The organism is Chryseobacterium gossypii, from assembly GCF_041361455.1.
In the GTDB taxonomy this organism is placed as follows: Bacteria; Bacteroidota; Bacteroidia; order Flavobacteriales; family Weeksellaceae; genus Chryseobacterium; species Chryseobacterium gossypii.
On sequence record NZ_JBGCUR010000010.1, the window covers coordinates 1 to 17,740 of the forward strand.

A 17,740-nucleotide genomic window follows, 5' to 3' on the forward strand; every position below is an offset into this window, starting at 1 on the left:
TATTACTTTTTATCACAAATTTATTTCTTATTCTTATCCCGAACTCGGGTTATTTACTAAATTTAAAATCTTATTAAAATGAATTTAAAAAATTTAAATGTAGCGGAGCTTGATGCTCAAGAGTTAAAAGAAACTGAAGGAGGTTGGATTATCCCAGTTTTAGTTGGTCTTGCATGGTCAGCTTGGGAAAACGTTGGAGATATCAGAGAAGGTTTCAGTGATGGCTATAATGGTGTAAAGCCAAGACATTAATATTAAATTATTTATAAACTATTAAAATAAAGGAGATGTTAAAAGGAAACAACAGTAATATTACTAAAAAAAAGGTTATGATATTTTTACTTATTTTCATATTAACAGTTTCTATCATGAAATATTCTCCTTCAATTATTAAATTTCTAATTAATCAATTAAAATAAAGAAAAATGAATTTAAACGATAGAAAATTCATTGAGCTAAATGAAGCTCAAACGAGAAATATTTCTGGTGGGGAATCTGGATGGTATTGGGTTATGTATGCCGTAGGAGGTGCAGTCAAATGGTATCAAACGCAAGTAGCGGGTGCAAGTTCAGCTAGCCACGTTGGATTCTAACTAATATAAATAAGGCTATTTCTTTACTGAATTAGCCTTAAATACTTATAATGGTGAAATATGTTTTTATCACAAGACAAAAAAATATTCAAAATATTTTTTTTTTCTTTACTTTACGCAATATTAAATGGATATTTTTTCAATTTTATAAATGACAATTTTATTCATTTTGAGAATAAAAAATATGATGACTTTTCCAAAAACGAAATGTTTTTTATCTCTGTTGTATTTGCTCCAGTTATGGAAACTATTTTCTGTCAACTCTTATTATATAAATTTTTAAGAGTGATTAAAATTAAAAATGATAATTTAAATATTTTTATTATGAGTTTCATTTTTTCACAACTCCATTGGTTCCATTGGAATTATGTAGTAATGGTTTTTTTCAGCAGTCTTGCTCTTAACTATTTATACGTCAAAGTATTTAAACTTAAAAATGAACTTATAGCATTTATATTAACAGTTCTTCTACATTCACTCTATAATTTATATGGGTTTCTATTTGTAAACTAATTTAATTTCCAATGTTCAAAAAATCAATTTATATAGGAATTTTAATTCTTATAGTTGCCTTCATATGCACTTTACCGATCATTTCCGTTCCCATTTCCTCTTCTTCAAGAGGTGTGATACGATCTGTTCAGGAGAACACTAAAATTTCTGCTATTGTTACAGGGAGAATTATTTATAGTAAACTAGAAAGAAATAATCAGGGAATAAAACAAGGTGATACTTTGCTCATCGTAACAGCAGAGCAACTGGATACTCAAAAGAATTTACAAAACAGCCAAAGTTCAGATTATTCAGCACAATTGCAGGACTTAAATAAACTGACAAGAGGACAAACTTCAGGCTTACATACCGGGCAATACCAAAGAGAGTTATCTGCTATGCAGGAAAAAACTGCTCAGGTACAAACACAATTGTCTTTAGCTCAAAAAGATTTTGACAGGGCAGCTACCCTTTATAACCAGGGAGTAATCCCCAAAGCAGAATATGATAAATTTTTCTACAATCTTCAAGGACTTAAAAATCAGATTGCCGGAATAAGAGAACAACAAATTGCTCAATGGCAAACGCAGAAAAGAGAAGTAGAACGACAAATCCGTTCTTTAGGTTCAGAAGTGCAACGTATTAATCAGGAACAAAAAAATTACATTATTACAGCTCCCACTTCTGGAAGACTGGTTAATTTCTCCGGAATACAGAAAAATAATTTTCTGACACAAGGGCAAGACATAGGAGAAATTTCTCCGGAAGTTTCATTAGTTGCTGAATGTTTGGTTTCACCAAAAGACATAGGTTTTATCCATAAAGGTCAAAATGTAAAATACCAAATCGACACTTATAATTACAACCAATGGGGATTATTGGAAGGCAAGGTTTCTGAAATCGATCAGAATATTAAAATTAATGAACAAACTGGAGAAGCTTTCTTTAGAGTTATCTGCCAAATGGATAAAAATTATTTACAATTGAAAAACGGCTACAAAGGACAAGTTGATAAAGGAATGACTTTCACAGCACGTTTCCATTTAATTGACCGCACATTATGGCAATTATTATTTGACCGTGTAGATGATTGGTTTAATCCAAAATTGAAATGATGAAAAAAAATATATTGATAAAACAGCATGATATTAAAGATTGTGGTGCTGCTTGTCTTGCTTCCGTAGCTATTCATTACGGATTAAAAATGCCGATTGCTAAGATCAGGCAGATCTGCCATACTGATACAAGGGGAACCAATGTTTTAGGCTTAATACAAGGTTTGGAACAGATGGGCTTTAATGCTAAAGGCGTAAAAGGCGGCATTGATGCTTTACCGGAACTTCCAGTGCCGACTATCGCCCATGTTATTGTTAACGGGCAAATGCATCATTATGTGGTCATTTACAAAGTGGCAAAGGATAAGGTTACAGTAATGGATCCCGCAAGAGGAAAACTGGAAGATTATAAAATAGAGGACTTTTCAAAAACCTGGACCGGAGTTTTAATACTTTTAGAACCTAATGAATATTTTGAACAGAGAGATGAAAAAACAAGTCTTTATAAAAGGTTCTGGAACTTAGTTCAGCCACACAAAAGTATTTTAATCCAAGCTTTATTGGGAGCTTTGGTATATACTATTTTAGGATTATCAACCTCTATTTACATTGAGAAAATCACAGATTATGTTCTGATAGACGGAAATAAAAGGCTTTTAAACCTACTTTCTGTGGGAATGATTGTCATATTATTGTTTCAAATTTTTATTGGAGCCATGAAAAGTGTTTTGGTCTTACAAACCGGGCAAAAAATGGATAAGCACCTCATTCTCGGTTATTATAAACATTTGCTGAAACTTCCGCAGCGTTTTTTCGATACCATGAAAGTCGGGGAAATTATTTCAAGAGTGAATGATGCCGTCAAAATAAGAACGTTTATCAATGATGTTTCCATACAGATTTTTGTCAATATTTTTATCATTATTTTTTCATTTGTCTTAATGTTTACCTATTATTGGAAACTGGCTCTGATTACAGCATTGGTCATTCCATTTTATTTTTTAGTCTACTGGATCACCAATAAATTGAATAAAAAAGCAGAACGACAATTAATGGAAGAAAGTGCCGAATTGGAATCTCATTTGGTAGAATCCATCACTTCTGTAAAAACCATTAAACAATTTGGGGTAGAAACTTTTGCTAATAATAAAACGGATAATGCATTTTCAAAATTATTAAAAACCATTTATGCTTCGGTGATGAATGCCTTATTTTCAGGAAATTCGTCAGAGTTTTTATCCAGAATATTTACGATTGTGTTGCTTTGGGCAGGTTCAGGGTATGTGATTGACAGAGTGATCACTCCCGGAGAATTACTGTCTTTTTATGCTTTGATCGGATATTTTACAAGCCCGGTATCCCAACTAATTGGAATGAACAAAACTATTCAGAATGCTTTGATAGCCGCCGACCGACTTTTTGAAATCATGGATCTGGAGCGTGAGGAAAATACAGATAAATTAGAATTAACAAAAGAAAATATTGGAGATATTGAGTTTAAGGAGGTAAGTTTCAGCTATGGCAGCAGAACCGAAGTATTTACAAACTTCAATTGTCTGATAAAAAAAGGAGAAACAACGGCTATTGTTGGAGAAAGTGGCAGTGGTAAAACCACTCTAGCTTCATTAGTTCAAAATTTATATCCGCTTAAGGCAGGAAAAATTATGATTGGAGATTATGACATCAATTATATTTCCAACTATTCTTTAAGAAATTTAGTGTCTGTAGTTCCACAGCAGATAGATTTATTTTCAGGAAATGTGATTGAAAATATTGCTTTAGGAGAAGAGTTTCCGGATATACAAAGGATTTTAGATATTACAAAAAGACTGGGGATATTAAGTTTTGTTGAAAAGTTACCCAATGGTTTTCAGACTTATTTAGGTGAAAACGGAGCTTTGCTTTCCGGTGGTCAAAAGCAGAGAATTGCCATTGCCAGGGCTTTATATAAAAATCCGGAAATATTAATTTTAGATGAAGCCACTTCTTCTTTGGATACAGAATCCGAAATGGTTATTCAAAACACATTACAGGAGTTCAGAAATCAAGGAAAAACTATGATTGTTATTGCTCACCGATTGAGCACTATCGCTAATGCAAATACTATTTTGGTAATGAAGGACGGGCAGATTATTGAAAAAGGAAACCACAACGAACTTCTAAATAAAGATTCTATTTATAAATCTATGTGGGAAAAACAAAGTACTCGATTAAGTTATTATATTTGACATACAAAACGAATCAAAAACCTACATTTTCAAAGTGAGCAATTCGGTGAGTAGCAGAAGCCTCATCTTTTAAAAAGGTTGATAAATAAAGAGATTTAAAGAGACAGTTCGGAACCCTCCGAAAAAATAGCTCCTTTCTTATATCGAACTCATGCTAAAAAAAATGCTGTCAATAATGACAGCAGTAATTTGTTATTATATCGGCTTAGTATCTATTTTTGTCATATTTCTGATTTAAGTTGTATGTGTTGTACAGTATAAAATGGCATAATATCTTTCGCCCTTTATTAATTTACATCGAGTCTCGTTATCTAATATAATTATATATAAACCAACCTATTACGAAATTTTTGTTTTAAGGAAATCATATCTTCATTCACTTTGCTGTCTAAAATTTTAGCATAGTGCTGGGTTGTCCTCATATTTTTGTGGCCAAGCATTTTACTTACACTCTCAATGGAAACTCCATTTGATAAGGTAACCGTGGTGGCAAAGGTATGACGTGCTATATGATAGGTCAATTCTTTCTTAATACCGCATAAATCAGCGATTTCCTTCATATAGGCATTCATTTTCTGATTGCTGAGAACAGGAAGCAACTTGCCACCATGTATACAAGCCGGATGATTTTTATATTTTTCTATAATGCTTTCGGCTTGGGCAGGTAAAGGTATATTTGAAGTTGTTTTCGTTTTTTCGCGATTCGTATAAATCCATTTACTTCCGTCAAGCCCTATACCTATATTCTGAGCAGTTAATTTTTTGGTATCAATATAAGCTAACCCGGTAAAGCAGCTGAACAAAAAAATATCCCTCACCACTGATAACCTTTCATTGTTGAAATTTTTAGAAGAAATAGCTGACATCTCGGATTCATTAAGAAAAACCCTTGTTACTTCCTTAATTTTAGAGTGATAGTTTACAAACGGATCTTTCTGAATCCAACCATTGGCAATACAAATCTTGATTACCTTTCCGAAATTCCTGATATATTTTACCGCTGAATTGTTATTGCATAATCTTTCTGTTCTTAGGAACAATTCAAAATCATTAAGAAACGCATAATCAATTTTCCTGATATCAATATCCGAAACTTTATATTTCCAACGTATAAACTCTTTAGTATGGCTCAGACAGGTTTTATAACGGGTTAAAGTCCCCTTTGCAAACTCTTTTCCGACTAATTTTTCTATCCTGTCATTATGATCCTGAAAAATAGGAATCAGCATTCGATTCTTCTGATCTCTTCCCAAGAGCTTGTTTTTAAGAACTTCACAACTAATTATCTCTTTTTCCCGTATCAACTCGTAATACGTATCATAAACTTTCTGCTCAAATGTTTTAAGGTAAAAGTTGAGGGATTTGGATTCTTCTGAAGATCCCTTTACACTTTGAGCCTGGGAATTCCATTTGGAAGGCTGCACGGTACGTTTTGTACTAATCTCTGAAATTTTACCGTCAATAGTAATTCTCATATAGATGGGCGCCTCTCCCTGAGCATTGATTTTAGCTTTTTTGATATAAAAAAGCAAATTAATGTCTTGTTCATAATATCGGTTTTAATAATTCCAAGTTAATCTGATCATAAACCTGCCACAAGATGTTCAATTTCTGAACAAGCCAATGAACAGGCTATTTCCCAACTTTCTAGTGACCTCTTAACTTCCCTTTTTACCAGGTCACTGAATAGGTCACTTTCAGATTGTGATTATTTAGCTCTTTTTTGAACCGACATAAAACAAAAAATGCTGTAAAACATCTATTTTACAGCATTTTGTACTATTTTGTCTGAATAGTTGCGGAGAGAGAGGGATTCGAACCCCCGGACCTGTTACAGTCAACGGTTTTCAAGACCGCCGCATTCGACCACTCTGCCATCTCTCCTGAACTCCGACTATACCGTCGTTTTCAGTGGTGCAAATATAGAATGTTTTTTATTTTCTGCCAAACATTTTATGAAGAAATTTTAACATTGCTTAATAAAAGACTAAGAATCAGACAAATTATTTTCCGGATATGATTCCTATATTTTTATCCGGATCCGGCTTGCCTCGGTCGGTATATATGGTTTCACTATTCTTAGCCATAAAAAAACTGCCTCTCTGAAGCAGTTCTCATATCGTATTTAATTTATCGGCTTAACATTAATGTAATTCTGCCAGATATTTTTCAGCATCCATGGCCGCCATACATCCGCTTCCTGCCGCTGTAATCGCCTGTCTGTAGATATGGTCCTGAACATCACCTGCTGCAAAAACTCCCGGAAGATTGGTTCTCGAAGAACCCTTTTCGGTGATGATGTATCCGTTTTCGTCAAGGTCTACCTGTCCTGCAAAGATATCGGTGTTCGGTTTATGGCCGATGGCAATAAAGATTCCGTCTACTTCAATAACGGAGGTTTCCTGGGTCTGATTGTTAATAACGATGGCTTTTTCAACCAGGTTATTCTCTCCTTCTATACCGATCAGCTCATGGTGAAATCTTACTTCGATATTCGGAGTATTTTCCACTCTGTGGATCATCGCTTTTGAAGCTCTGAAAACATCTCTTCTCACCAGCATGGTAACCTTACGGCAAAGCTTGGCTAGATATGTAGCTTCTTCGGCCGCCGTATCACCTGCACCTACCACTACCACGTCCTTACCTTTGTAAAAGAAGCCGTCACAGGTAGCACACGCCGAAACACCGCCTCCGGCATATTTCTTCTCCACCTCCAGCCCTAAATATTTGGCAGTAGCCCCCGTAGAGATTATAACCGTTCTGGTCAGGATCTCCTTGTTACCGGCATACAGCTTATGGATTCCTCCAACTTCTTTGGAAAGCTCAACTTTGGTAATCATTTCATAATGGACTTTGGTATCAAACCTTTCTGCCTGCTTTTGCAGGTCCATCATCATTTCCGGACCCGTGATCCCTGCCGGATACCCGGGAAAGTTATCTACTTCCGTTGTTGTTGTCAATTGTCCGCCCGGCTCCAGCCCTGTGTACAGCTCAGGTTTCAGGTCTGCTCTTGCCGCATAGATGGCAGCCGTAAAGCCGGAAGGCCCGGATCCTATGATTACACAATCTAAAATATTTTGCTCCATAATTACTTTTTCAAAAGATTTAAATTAAAGTCCGCTAATTTCGTAATTTTTAATGTTTTATTAAAGTTATTTTAATGATAGTTGTCAATAACAAATATATCAATTGTCAATGTTGTATTCTTAAAGTTGAAATCCAAATCCTGCCTCAACTCAATAACTTATAATTCCTGATTATTACATTTTCATCCTGATCTTATCCACATTAATGATCTTGTACACCAGCTCCCTGATCAGCTCTGCTTCCGTCATGTTTACGGCACCAAGGCCTTTCCCTTTCATATCAAATTCCCTTAAAATAGAAATCACCCTCGTGGCGTGCTTCAGCGGATAAAGCCTTGCGCTTTCTGCATAATCTTTAATAAAATAAGGGTTGATGCCCATCTGTGAGGCAATAACCTGTGGCGGCTGCCCTGCCATGGTCTGATAGATAATGACATTGGAGAAATAATTGTACAGGCTCGCCAGCATCATGACAAAAGGGTTGTTTTTAGGATTTTTGCCCATGAAGTAGGCAATTTTGAATGCGGCATTGGCATTTTTGGTCCCCAAAGCCTTCTGAAGTTCAAAAACATTGTATTCCTTGCTGATCCCGATATGGTTTTCTATAATGGAGCCGTCTAAGATCTCACCTTCCTTAAGAATAATCTTCAGCTTGTTCAGCTCATTGGCAATCCTTGAAAGATCGTTTCCGAGATACTCCGCAAGAAGATGAGAGATATTCGGAGCTGTTTTTATATTTAGCCTGACACATTCATCAGCGATCCATTTCGGAAGGTTATTTTCTTTTACGGATTCACTCAGGAAAAGTGCCTTAGCCTTATCCAGAGCCTTAGCTACCTTTTTACGGCTGTCCAGTTTCTTATGCTTATGGGCAAAAACCAGCACGGTAGACGGAACGGGATTTTCCACGTAGGCCTCAAGAATCCTGCTTTCTTCCTCGTTCAGCTTCAGGTCCTGAGCCTCCTTTACAATGATCACCTGCTTGTCCCCCATCATGGGAAACTGCCGGGCCAGGGAAAGGATCTCCTGATAAGAAGTGTCTTTTCCGTACACTACGGTCTGGTTGAAAGCTTTTTCATCTTCCTCCAAAAAGTCGTGTTCCAGGGCTTTTACCGCAACATCAATAAAATAAGGTTCATCTCCGTGGAAAAAATAAATAGGTAAAACTTCTTTATTTTTAATATTTTTGAGGATTAAATCTAATTCTTTCATCTTACTAATGGAACTTCCAAAACTGAATTTTCAGGAAACTTTTGATTTTAAATTCAAGAAAGACAAAGATAAGTTTTTTATTTATGACTTGGTCCGTAAAACTTATCTTTTGCTCACTCCTGAAGAATGGGTACGCCAGCATTGGATACATTATTATCTTACGGTAAAGTGCTACTCTGCCTCGGCTATCGTCACTGAAAAGAAAATCCTTTTGAACGGCCTCACCAAGCGGGTCGACCTTCTGATCACGGAGAAAACCCTGCCGAAGATTCTGGTAGAATGCAAAGCCCCGCATGTGAAGCTTACCGAAAAAACTTTTGAGCAGACTGCAAGGTATAATTCCATCATCGGGGCAAGGGAAATCGTCCTTACGAACGGTTTGCAGCACATCAGCGCTTTTTATGAAAATGAGCAGTACCAGTTTTACAGAAATGGGTAAATTCTGCAAACTGCCTTATCTTTAACATTATTGAACACATTTTTTAAATAACAACTAATTTATATGGAAATTAAAAACATCATCTTCGATTTCGGAGGCGTTTTAATGGATTGGAACCCGAGGTATTTCTTCAAAGATTATTTTAATGATGATGAAAGAATGGAATATTTCCTTACTCATATCGCCCAGACAGAATGGAATGAGGAGCAGGACCGGGGAAGAAGCCTTTCGGAAGGCACGGAAATTCAGGTCAGGAAATTTCCGGAATGGGAAAAGGAGATCAGAGCCTATTACGATAACTGGACCGTTATGCTCAAAAGCGATATTCCCCACAATGTGGAGGTACTGAGAAAACTGGGCAACACTTCTTATGAGCTTTTCGGGTTAACCAACTGGTCGGAAGAGACTTTTCCGTATGCGCTTGAAAATTATGATTTCTTTCAGCTTTTTAACGGAAAAATTGTGGTTTCCGGGACCGAAAAGCTGATCAAGCCCGATCCAAGAATCTGGCAGGTGCTGTTAGAAAGATATGATCTCCGGGCACAGGAGTCCGTATTCATTGATGACAATTACAGGAATATCGAAATGGCACGGTCATTAGGCTTCAATACCGTTCATGTAAAACCGGAAACCGATCTGGAAGAAGAACTGATCGGCCTGGGCATCAGGCTGGAATAAAGATTATTATAATTCCGCTATTCCTCATTATAAGTTATTTTATTAATTTAGATGAGGATTTTTGTACCCTGCCCTACCTCAATATGATGAGATTGGCTTAGAAAACAGGAGACCATTGATCGTCCTTTATCAGTTCAGGCTTAAGATAGGGTCTGATCTCATTACGCTTCCGATCCGGGACGATACTTTTATAAACTAAATTACAAAATATGATACGTTCAATTTTATTAACAGCATTTCTAATGACCTCAGGAACAATTTTCAGTCAAAAGCTTTCTTCCGTTTCATACCAGGACGGTCCGCAGAAGCTCAATGGGATGGTAACTTCCAATGTGGGGAAAAAGCTGCCGGGAGTTCTGATCCTTCCGGCCTGGAAAGGAATAGATGATGAAGCAAAAAATTCTGCCCTGGAACTTGAAAAACAGGGTTATATCGCTTTCATCGCCGATATTTACGGGGAAGGCAATATCCCCGCAGACAATACCTCAGCAGCCAAAGCTTCAGGATACTACAAACAGAATTATGAAGCTTATCAGAAACGTATCTCTGCGGCATTGGACCAGCTTAAGAAAAGTGGTGCGATCCCGGATAAAATTGCCGTGATCGGATATTGTTTCGGTGGAACAGGAGCTTTGGAAGCAGCGAGAGGCAATTTGCCTGTGGCTGGTGTAGTTTCCATTCACGGGAGTCTGGCGAAAGACCAGACCCGGAAAAACGGCCCGCTTTCCGCTAAGATTTTAATTGAAAACCCTGCTGATGATAAAAGTGTTACCCAACAGGATTATGATAACCTCATCAAAGAAATGAATGAAGGGAATGCCGACTGGCAGATTATTACATATGCCCACTCCAGGCATACCTTCACAGACCCTAAATCACAGGATTATAATGAAGTGATGGCCAAAAGGGCCTGGAACCATACGCTGATGTTCCTGAAAGAAATTTTGAAATGATCTGATAATGGGTTAATGTAGCAGCTTATTCTATTGCTGAATGCATTAACCTATTATAATCTGTTTATATTGCCGGACTGTCTCAGTCTACTCCTTCCTCTTCCCTATGCACCAGCTCTAAAGAAAAGGCAGGCAGGCAAACGGATACATATTCGCAGGGCTCCGGGAACGGGTTGCTGTAGCGCACTCTTGCCCCTTTTTCTACCAGGATGCTCTGTCCTTTTTCCAGAATTACCGTCTCACCGTCTATTTCCAATTGTTTCTTCCCGGAAATGATCAGGGTAAATTCATCAAAATCAGGGGTCTGATAGGGCTCACTCCAATCCGGAGGAGCCACCATATGGGCAATGGAAACGTTGGAATTGCCTGTGGAGTTTCCCCAATGTTCTTCTATTAGCTTTCCGTCTGTAGTAGGAACTACGAAGGGAGACTGTTGAATTTTAAATTTTTTCATTTGTATGCCAGTTTTCTTTTTGGATTTCATAAACAACATTGGTCCTGGAGGGTTCCCCGAAATAAGCCACCTCTTCTTCCGCGATCTTTTGTCCGCCAAGCCTCTCCATGGCGATCTGTGAGCGGTAATTCTGCTTCCCGACATGGAAGTACACTTTATCGGTAAACCGGAAGATATAATCGAGCATCAGCTTTTTGACCTGCGGATTAATACCTTTGCCCCAGGATTTTTTACCATAGAAGGTGTATCCTATAAAGATACTGTTGTCTTCTTCGTTGTAATCATAATAACGGGTGCTTCCCAATACTTCACCGGAAGATTTCTCCACGATCTTGAAAGCGCCTTTGCTTTCCAGGGCACCTTTAAAGAAATTTTCAAAAACCTCCCTCTGATAGCGGTTTTTATGTGGGTGCTGTTCCCATATCTCAGGATCTGAGGCCACTTCGTATAGAGACTCAAAATCCCCTTGCTTTAAGGGGATTAGCTGATATTCATTGTTTTCCAGAACAGGTTGAATTGAAAAGTTCATTAGCTTTTGGTTTTAGCAGCATCTGATTCTATTTTCTTGATCTCTTTCAGCTTGTCTGTAATTTTAATCACCGCATCAGGCTTTGAAGGCTTCACGGGAACTTCAGCCTGGGCAAAATCCCATTTCAATACCAGGTTAGCAGAATTTTCATCAATAGGGTTCAGGGTAATTTCAAACCATTCCTGTTTATCTGCCAGCTTATTGACAGGCACCGTAATGTCTACGACGTCCTGCTTCGGGTCATAGGTATAGGCTCCCCACTGCTGGAAATCCTTGTTCAGGATCACTTTCCATTCTTTCTCCGTAGGAACGATGAACAGCCCGTAAGTACCCGCAGGTACAATCTTTCCTCCGAAGCTTACAGATTGTCCGAAGGTGATTTTTGTTGATGAGTTGGCCCCCGCTCTCCAAACCTGTCCGTAGGGAACCAGCTCTCCAAAGATCTTACGCCCCTTCACTCCCGGTCTTCCATAGTCTACCGTGATCTTGGACATTGAAAACTGCTGTTCCACCCTTTGGCGCGGACTTGCTGCCGGCACTGAATAATCCTGTGCAAAACTTAATGCTGAAGCTGATATGCTAAATGCAAATAGTATTTTTTTCACGTTTAAATTTTTTTTAAAAATACGAAATCAAAACAAAATAGCCTTCTCCAATTCCAACAATTTTTGTTTTCTCCAGATCCCTCCCGCATAGCCTACCAGCTCACCGTTTGAGCCGATCACGCGGTGACAGGGAATCAGGATCGCAATTTTATTGATCCCGTTGGCAGTTCCTACAGCACGGATCGCTTTAGGATTTCCCAATAGCTCAGACTGTTGCCTGTAAGTTCTGATCTCTCCCATCGGGATTTCTCTTAAAAGCTGCCATACTTTTTCCTGAAATTCCGTTCCCGTAGTGAATAAGGGTACCCCAAATCTATCCCTTTTGCCTCCAAAATATTCTTTGAGCTCATTCTCCAGCTGCTCAAAATGAGGATGCTCTTGTTCCGTGATCTCTGCATTCAGGGTTTTTGATAATGACTTGAATTGCTTCTCCATATTTTTCCGGTCAGTAAATTCCAGCAGGCAGATCCCCTGATCCACGGCACAGGCGAACATTGGTCCGAGAGGGGTTTCTATGGTTTTAAGATGTACGGTTTCCATTGAGTTAAAATTAATCATTTTTCTCCTTATTTAAGTTGTTTAATTCCTAAATTTAGGTCTTAAATCAGTCGTTATGCTTAAGCCAGGTCTTATATTCCTCTTATTCTGCTGTTTTGTAGTAAAAGCCCAGGAAATCATTCCTTTCAGGATCACAAAACACAATAACATCATTGTAAAAACCCTGGTAAATGACCGGGATTCCCTCGACCTTATGTTCCAGATCGCAATGGAAGACGCCTCTGTTTCCCCTGAACGGCAGAGAAAAGCTGATCATATCATATTCAGAGACGGGATCAGCGAAAACAATACGATAAAAGCAGGAAAGCTGATCAGGAACAATATCCGCTTTTTCGACAATGAGCTTACCGGACATGAGGCGGATGGGAAAGTTGGTACCGGTATTTTTACAGGAAAAGTTTTTAAGATCGATTATGATGGAAGCCAGTTTGTGATCTATGACCAACTGCCTGATGTAACGGACTACCGGAAAGTCCCTTTATTTTCTGACAGGGGCCAGCTGTTTATCGACGGAATCAGCATTATTAATGGCACCCGGCAGGAAACCCGTTTACTTTTACAGTCCGGATATTCAGGGGGACTGCTTTACAGCAACCGGTTTGCGGATGAAAAAGGTTTAGGTGAAAAGCTGGAAATTACAGGTGAAAAGGTCTTAAAGAACTCCTCAGGGCAGAGCGTTATCACCAGACAGGGGATCCTGCCTTATTTCGACCTGGCGGGCCTGGTGCTGAAAAATGTTTCCGCAGGCTTTTTTGCCGGCGACCTTAAAACCCAGAAGGTAAGCTATTTCGGTGCCGATCTGCTGAGGAGGTTCAACTGGATCTTTGATGCTGAAAGGCAGACTGCCTATATAAAGCCAAGCCGCTATTTTACTGAGCCTTATTATAAGATCAACTAAACTCTGCAAAAAGTTTGAATGTGGCATTTAAAATCCTTTAACGGCCGGTTTCCAAGCTCCGGCTTGTTTCGTCCGCACCTATAATATGCACAAATTTTATAATCTATAAATATTAAATCATGAATAAACGTTTTTATTATGCAGCTCCATCCATTTGGAAGGTTCCGCGATATCGGCCCATCCGAACTGACGGTATAACCCGTGTGCATCTCCTGTAACCAGCATCCAACGCCTTAAACCCTGCAGCTCCGGGTGGCCCATAACGGCTTCCATCAGCCATTTGGATAATCCTTTTCCACGGTGATCTTCCAGAATATAAACATCACACAAATACGCAGCTGTAGAAAAATCAGTAATTATTCTGGCGAAACCGATCTGCTTTTCATTATGGAAAACCCCAAAGCAAAGTGAATTCCCTATTGCTTTTTGCACCCTTTCTCTTGGAATATTCAGGCTCCAATATGCTTTTGTTGATAAAAAATCATGAATGGAATCAATGTCCAGCCTTGTTTTGTCTGTCGAGATACAAAACTCATCTTTGTATAAAACGATATCTTTCATATTTTTCCGGTTTGATTATTTTTTTCTGATCTGTAACAGGTCTCAATGTAAAGATATAATAAACCCCCGCAATTATTTACGGGGGTCAGATATTTAAAGAATCTTACATCGTCTCCATTTTGAAGCTCATGCTTTCGATCACTTTGAGGATGGCCTCTACCGTATCCATGGAGGTTAAACAAGGAACTCCGTTTTCCACACTCATTCTCCGGATCTGGAAACCGTCTCTTTCAGCCTGTTTTCCTTTTGTAGTGGTATTTACAACGTATTGTACCTTTCCTTTCTGGATAAGGTCGATCAGGTTCACGTCTTCCTCTCCGATCTTGTATCCTATTTTACAAGGAATCCCTTTTTCTTCGAAGAATTTGGCTGTTCCTTCCGTGGCCCAGATCCTGAAACCTACTTCATGGAACCTTGCCGCCAGGGCTGCCGCTTCCTCTTTATGTTTATCGGCCACGGTAAATAAAATGGATCCGTGCATCGGGACTTTTCTTCCAGCAGCAACCAATCCTTTGTAAAGGGCCTTTTCAAGGGTAGTGTCTTTTCCCATTACTTCTCCCGTAGATTTCATTTCAGGGCCCAGAGAGACATCTACCTTCGTCAATTTCGAGAAGGAGAATACAGGAACTTTTACATACACACCTTCTTTTTCCGGTACCAGCCCGCTTTCATACCCCAGATCTTTCAGCTTTTGCCCTAAGATTGCTTTTGTCGCCAGATTGGCCATCGGCACCTCCGTAATCTTGGATAAGAAAGGAACGGTTCTGGATGAACGCGGGTTCACCTCAATCACATACACATTTCCTTCAAAAAGAACATATTGGATATTCATTAATCCGACAACATTCAGCCCTTTGGCCAGTCTTTTCGTGTAATCAACCAGCGTTTCGATCTCTTTTTGTGAAATATTCTGTGGCGGATATACTGCAATGGAATCTCCCGAATGCACACCCGCTCTCTCAATATGCTCCATGATCCCCGGGATCACTGTGGTCTCACCATCACAGATGGCATCGATTTCCACTTCTTTCCCCACCATGTATTTATCAACCAGTACCGGATGCTCAGGGCTTGCCTCCACGGCATTTTCCATATAATAGGCCAGTTCCGTTTCGGTATATACAATTTCCATTGCCCTTCCTCCCAAAACATAGCTAGGACGGACAAGAACCGGATAGCCGATTTCGTTGGCAATTTTTATCGCTTCTTCTTTGGATGTTGAAGTTTTCCCTTTCGGCTGGGGAATTCCAAGCTCCTGAAGGGCTTTTTCAAATTTATCCCTGTTTTCAGCTCTGTCAAGGTCTTCCAGTGATGTTCCAAGGATCTGTACCCCATGAGCAGCCAGCTTGTCTGCCAGGTTAATGGCCGTCTGCCCTCCGAACTGAACCACCACTCCTTTTGGTTTTTCAAGTTCGATGATATTCATTACATCTTCTTCTGTAAGCGGTTCAAAGTAAAGCTTATCAGAGATCGAGAAATCCGTGGAAACCGTTTCGGGATTGTTGTTGATGATGATCGCTTCATAGCCCATTTCTTTGATCGCCCAAACCGAATGTACCGTAGCATAATCAAACTCAACCCCCTGCCCGATCCTGATGGGTCCTGAACCCAGAACAATGATCTTTTCTTTATCTGAAACCACACTTTCGTTCTCTTCTTCATAGGTTCCGTAGAAATATGGGGTTTCACTTTCAAATTCAGCCGCACAGGTATCTACCATTTTGTATACCGGCATGATGCCGTTTTCTTTCCTGAAATTGAAGACTTCTCTTTGTGTTGTCTCCCAGAGGTGGGCGATATTCAAATCTGCAAAGCCTAGCTTCTTGGCTTCCCTTAATACTTCTTTATCGAATTTATTATCTGCGATAACTTTTTCAAAATCAATCAGCTTTTTCAGCTTCCAGATGAAAAACTTGTCAATCTTGCTCCATTCCACGATCTGCTCCCAGTCGTATCCCCGTCTCAGGGCATCTCCAATGATGAACAGTCTTTCATCATCGCAAACCCTGATCCTTCTTTCTATTTCTTCTGCTGTAAGGGCCTGCGCCTGCTTGGTTTTCAGGCCGATATGTCTTATTCCCGTTTCCAGTGAGCGGATGGCTTTTTGCAAGGATTCCTCGAAATTCCTTCCGATCGCCATTACCTCACCGGTTGCTTTCATCTGGGTAGATAATCTTCGGTCGGCCGTTTCAAATTTATCAAACGGGAATCTCGGGAATTTGGTCACTACATAGTCCAGAGCCGGCTCGAAGCAGGCATAGGTCTTTCCTGTAACCGGATTCATGATCTCATCCAGGGTCAATCCTACCGCGATTTTCGCTGCGATCTTCGCAATCGGATAACCTGTCGCCTTACTTGCCAAAGCTGATGACCGGGAAACCCTAGGATTCACCTCAATGATATAATAATTGAATGAATCCGGATCCAAAGCCAGCTGTACGTTACATCCACCTTCGATTCCCAAAGCTCTGATGATCTTTAGTGAAGCGTTTCTCAGCAACTGGTATTCCCTGTCCGAAAGTGTCTGGGAAGGAGCTACAACGATGGAATCCCCTGTATGAACTCCCACCGGATCTATATTTTCCATGTTACAAACCACAATCGCATTGTCGTTCGCATCACGCATTACCTCGTATTCGATTTCTTTGAAGCCTGCAATTGATTTTTCGATCAGACATTGGGTAACAGGGCTATGCTTTAATCCCAGTTCAGCAATTTCCTTGAGCTCCGCTTCATTGGAAGCGATCCCGCCACCTGTGCCTCCCATCGTAAAAGCAGGACGAACAATCACAGGATATCCGATCTTGTCGGCGAAATTTAATGCCGCATCCACTGTATTCACAATGTCAGACTCAGGAACGGGCTCATTCAATTCTCTCATCAACTCACGGAACAGATCTCTGTCCTCAGCTCTGTTGATGGCTGAAAGTTTAGTTCCCAGAACTTCCACCTTACATTCTTCAAGGATTCCTGATTTTTCCAGCTCTACCGCCATATTCAGCCCGGTTTGTCCTCCAAGGGTTGGTAGAAGCGCATCCGGACGTTCTTTTCTGATGATATGACTTACAAATGGAAGTGAAATCGGCTCGATATACACTTTATCCGCGATTTCAACATCCGTCATGATCGTAGCAGGGTTTGAGTTGATCAAGATCACTCTATAGCCTTCTTCCTTCAAAGACAGACAGGCCTGCGTTCCCGCGTAATCAAATTCTGCCGCCTGACCAATAATTATAGGTCCTGAACCGATTACTAAAATTGTTTTTATATCTGTACGTTTTGCCATTTTCTAATTAGATATGAGATGCCAGGTGTCAGATATCAGACTGTCCGGCATTGTGTTTTACTTTTATATTAGATTTGAATGTATGGATCATTCGTAGGATCTCTTTCAGATTG

The 17,740-nt window shown here is 39.4% G+C and carries 18 protein-coding genes and 1 tRNA gene; 9 read left to right on the forward strand and 10 right to left on the reverse strand.

Going from position 1 to position 17,740, the window contains the following annotated elements:
• The first annotated feature begins 78 nt into the window (after positions 1 to 78).
• The 5 genes from ABMQ40_RS07450 (at position 79) to ABMQ40_RS07470 (ending at position 4,368) form a co-directional block, all read left to right on the forward strand.
• Complete coding sequence (locus tag ABMQ40_RS07450) at positions 79 to 252, forward strand: hypothetical protein (protein WP_370898120.1); 174 nt, start codon at positions 79 to 81, stop codon at positions 250 to 252.
• Positions 253 to 425: 173 nt separating this feature from the next.
• Positions 426 to 593, forward strand: coding sequence for a hypothetical protein (locus ABMQ40_RS07455; RefSeq protein WP_370898122.1), 168 nt, complete (start codon positions 426 to 428; stop codon positions 591 to 593).
• Between the two features lie 207 nt (positions 594 to 800).
• Complete coding sequence (locus ABMQ40_RS07460) at positions 801 to 1,106, forward strand: CPBP family glutamic-type intramembrane protease (protein WP_370898310.1); 306 nt, start codon at positions 801 to 803, stop codon at positions 1,104 to 1,106.
• An 11-nt stretch (positions 1,107 to 1,117) separates the two neighbouring features.
• Positions 1,118 to 2,200: an HlyD family secretion protein gene (locus ABMQ40_RS07465; protein ID WP_370898124.1), complete on the forward strand. Its 1,083-nt coding sequence runs from the start codon at positions 1,118 to 1,120 to the stop codon at positions 2,198 to 2,200.
• Positions 2,200 to 4,368, forward strand: a complete 2,169-nt coding sequence (locus ABMQ40_RS07470) for a peptidase domain-containing ABC transporter (RefSeq protein ID WP_370898126.1) — start codon at positions 2,200 to 2,202, stop codon at positions 4,366 to 4,368. Before ABMQ40_RS07465 ends, ABMQ40_RS07470 begins: the two co-directional genes overlap by 1 nt.
• Positions 4,369 to 4,688: 320 nt before the next feature.
• Here ABMQ40_RS07470 and ABMQ40_RS07475 read toward each other — a convergent pair whose 3' ends face one another.
• The 4 genes from ABMQ40_RS07475 to holA all read right to left on the reverse strand — a co-directional run bounded on the left by ABMQ40_RS07475 (position 4,689) and on the right by holA (position 8,666).
• Complete coding sequence (locus tag ABMQ40_RS07475; RefSeq protein WP_370898128.1) at positions 4,689 to 5,900, reverse strand: site-specific integrase; 1,212 nt, start codon at positions 5,898 to 5,900, stop codon at positions 4,689 to 4,691.
• Between the two features lie 267 nt (positions 5,901 to 6,167).
• Positions 6,168 to 6,252: transfer RNA gene (locus ABMQ40_RS07480), tRNA-Ser, on the reverse strand.
• 260 nt (positions 6,253 to 6,512) lie between these two features.
• On the reverse strand, positions 6,513 to 7,454 hold the full coding sequence (trxB, locus tag ABMQ40_RS07485; RefSeq protein WP_370898130.1) for a thioredoxin-disulfide reductase: 942 nt from the start codon (positions 7,452 to 7,454) through the stop codon (positions 6,513 to 6,515).
• A gap of 174 nt (positions 7,455 to 7,628) precedes the next feature.
• The gene (gene holA / locus ABMQ40_RS07490) at positions 7,629 to 8,666 is read right to left on the reverse strand and encodes a DNA polymerase III subunit delta (RefSeq protein ID WP_370898132.1); all 1,038 of its coding nucleotides are present in this window, start codon (positions 8,664 to 8,666) and stop codon (positions 7,629 to 7,631) included.
• 7 nt (positions 8,667 to 8,673) lie between these two features.
• Here holA and ABMQ40_RS07495 point away from each other — a divergent pair, with 7 nt between their 5' ends.
• The 3 genes from ABMQ40_RS07495 (at position 8,674) to ABMQ40_RS07505 (ending at position 10,736) form a co-directional block, all read left to right on the forward strand.
• On the forward strand, positions 8,674 to 9,105 hold the full coding sequence (locus ABMQ40_RS07495; RefSeq protein WP_370898134.1) for a type I restriction enzyme HsdR N-terminal domain-containing protein: 432 nt from the start codon (positions 8,674 to 8,676) through the stop codon (positions 9,103 to 9,105).
• Positions 9,106 to 9,168: 63 nt separating this feature from the next.
• Positions 9,169 to 9,783 (forward strand): HAD family hydrolase, encoded by a 615-nt coding sequence (locus ABMQ40_RS07500; protein WP_370898136.1) that lies wholly within the window; start codon positions 9,169 to 9,171, stop codon positions 9,781 to 9,783.
• A gap of 209 nt (positions 9,784 to 9,992) precedes the next feature.
• Positions 9,993 to 10,736 (forward strand): dienelactone hydrolase family protein, encoded by a 744-nt coding sequence (locus ABMQ40_RS07505; protein ID WP_370898138.1) that lies wholly within the window; start codon positions 9,993 to 9,995, stop codon positions 10,734 to 10,736.
• 82 nt (positions 10,737 to 10,818) lie between these two features.
• Here ABMQ40_RS07505 and ABMQ40_RS07510 read toward each other — a convergent pair whose 3' ends face one another.
• From ABMQ40_RS07510 to ABMQ40_RS07525, 4 genes are read right to left on the reverse strand one after another with little or no spacing between them, the layout of a single operon-like run.
• The gene (locus ABMQ40_RS07510) at positions 10,819 to 11,190 is read right to left on the reverse strand and encodes a cupin domain-containing protein (protein ID WP_370898140.1); all 372 of its coding nucleotides are present in this window, start codon (positions 11,188 to 11,190) and stop codon (positions 10,819 to 10,821) included.
• On the reverse strand, positions 11,177 to 11,719 hold the full coding sequence (locus ABMQ40_RS07515) for a GNAT family N-acetyltransferase (RefSeq protein WP_370898142.1): 543 nt from the start codon (positions 11,717 to 11,719) through the stop codon (positions 11,177 to 11,179). Before ABMQ40_RS07515 ends, ABMQ40_RS07510 begins: the two co-directional genes overlap by 14 nt.
• Positions 11,719 to 12,324, reverse strand: coding sequence for a DUF2911 domain-containing protein (locus ABMQ40_RS07520; RefSeq protein WP_370898144.1), 606 nt, complete (start codon positions 12,322 to 12,324; stop codon positions 11,719 to 11,721). Before ABMQ40_RS07520 ends, ABMQ40_RS07515 begins: the two co-directional genes overlap by 1 nt.
• A 27-nt stretch (positions 12,325 to 12,351) precedes the next feature.
• Complete coding sequence (locus ABMQ40_RS07525) at positions 12,352 to 12,882, reverse strand: methylated-DNA--[protein]-cysteine S-methyltransferase (RefSeq protein ID WP_370898146.1); 531 nt, start codon at positions 12,880 to 12,882, stop codon at positions 12,352 to 12,354.
• Between the two features lie 55 nt (positions 12,883 to 12,937).
• Between ABMQ40_RS07525 and ABMQ40_RS07530 the strand changes: the two genes are divergently transcribed.
• On the forward strand, positions 12,938 to 13,780 hold the full coding sequence (locus ABMQ40_RS07530) for a hypothetical protein (protein WP_370898148.1): 843 nt from the start codon (positions 12,938 to 12,940) through the stop codon (positions 13,778 to 13,780).
• Between the two features lie 117 nt (positions 13,781 to 13,897).
• Here the strand turns inward: ABMQ40_RS07530 and ABMQ40_RS07535 are convergent, their stop codons facing one another.
• Positions 13,898 to 14,341 carry a GNAT family N-acetyltransferase gene (locus ABMQ40_RS07535; protein WP_370898150.1) on the reverse strand — a complete coding sequence of 148 codons (444 nt, stop codon included), beginning with the start codon at positions 14,339 to 14,341 and terminating at the stop codon, positions 13,898 to 13,900.
• A 103-nt stretch (positions 14,342 to 14,444) separates the two neighbouring features.
• Positions 14,445 to 17,627 (reverse strand): carbamoyl-phosphate synthase large subunit, encoded by a 3,183-nt coding sequence (carB, locus tag ABMQ40_RS07540; protein ID WP_370898152.1) that lies wholly within the window; start codon positions 17,625 to 17,627, stop codon positions 14,445 to 14,447.
• Between the last annotated feature and the right edge of the window lie 113 nt (positions 17,628 to 17,740).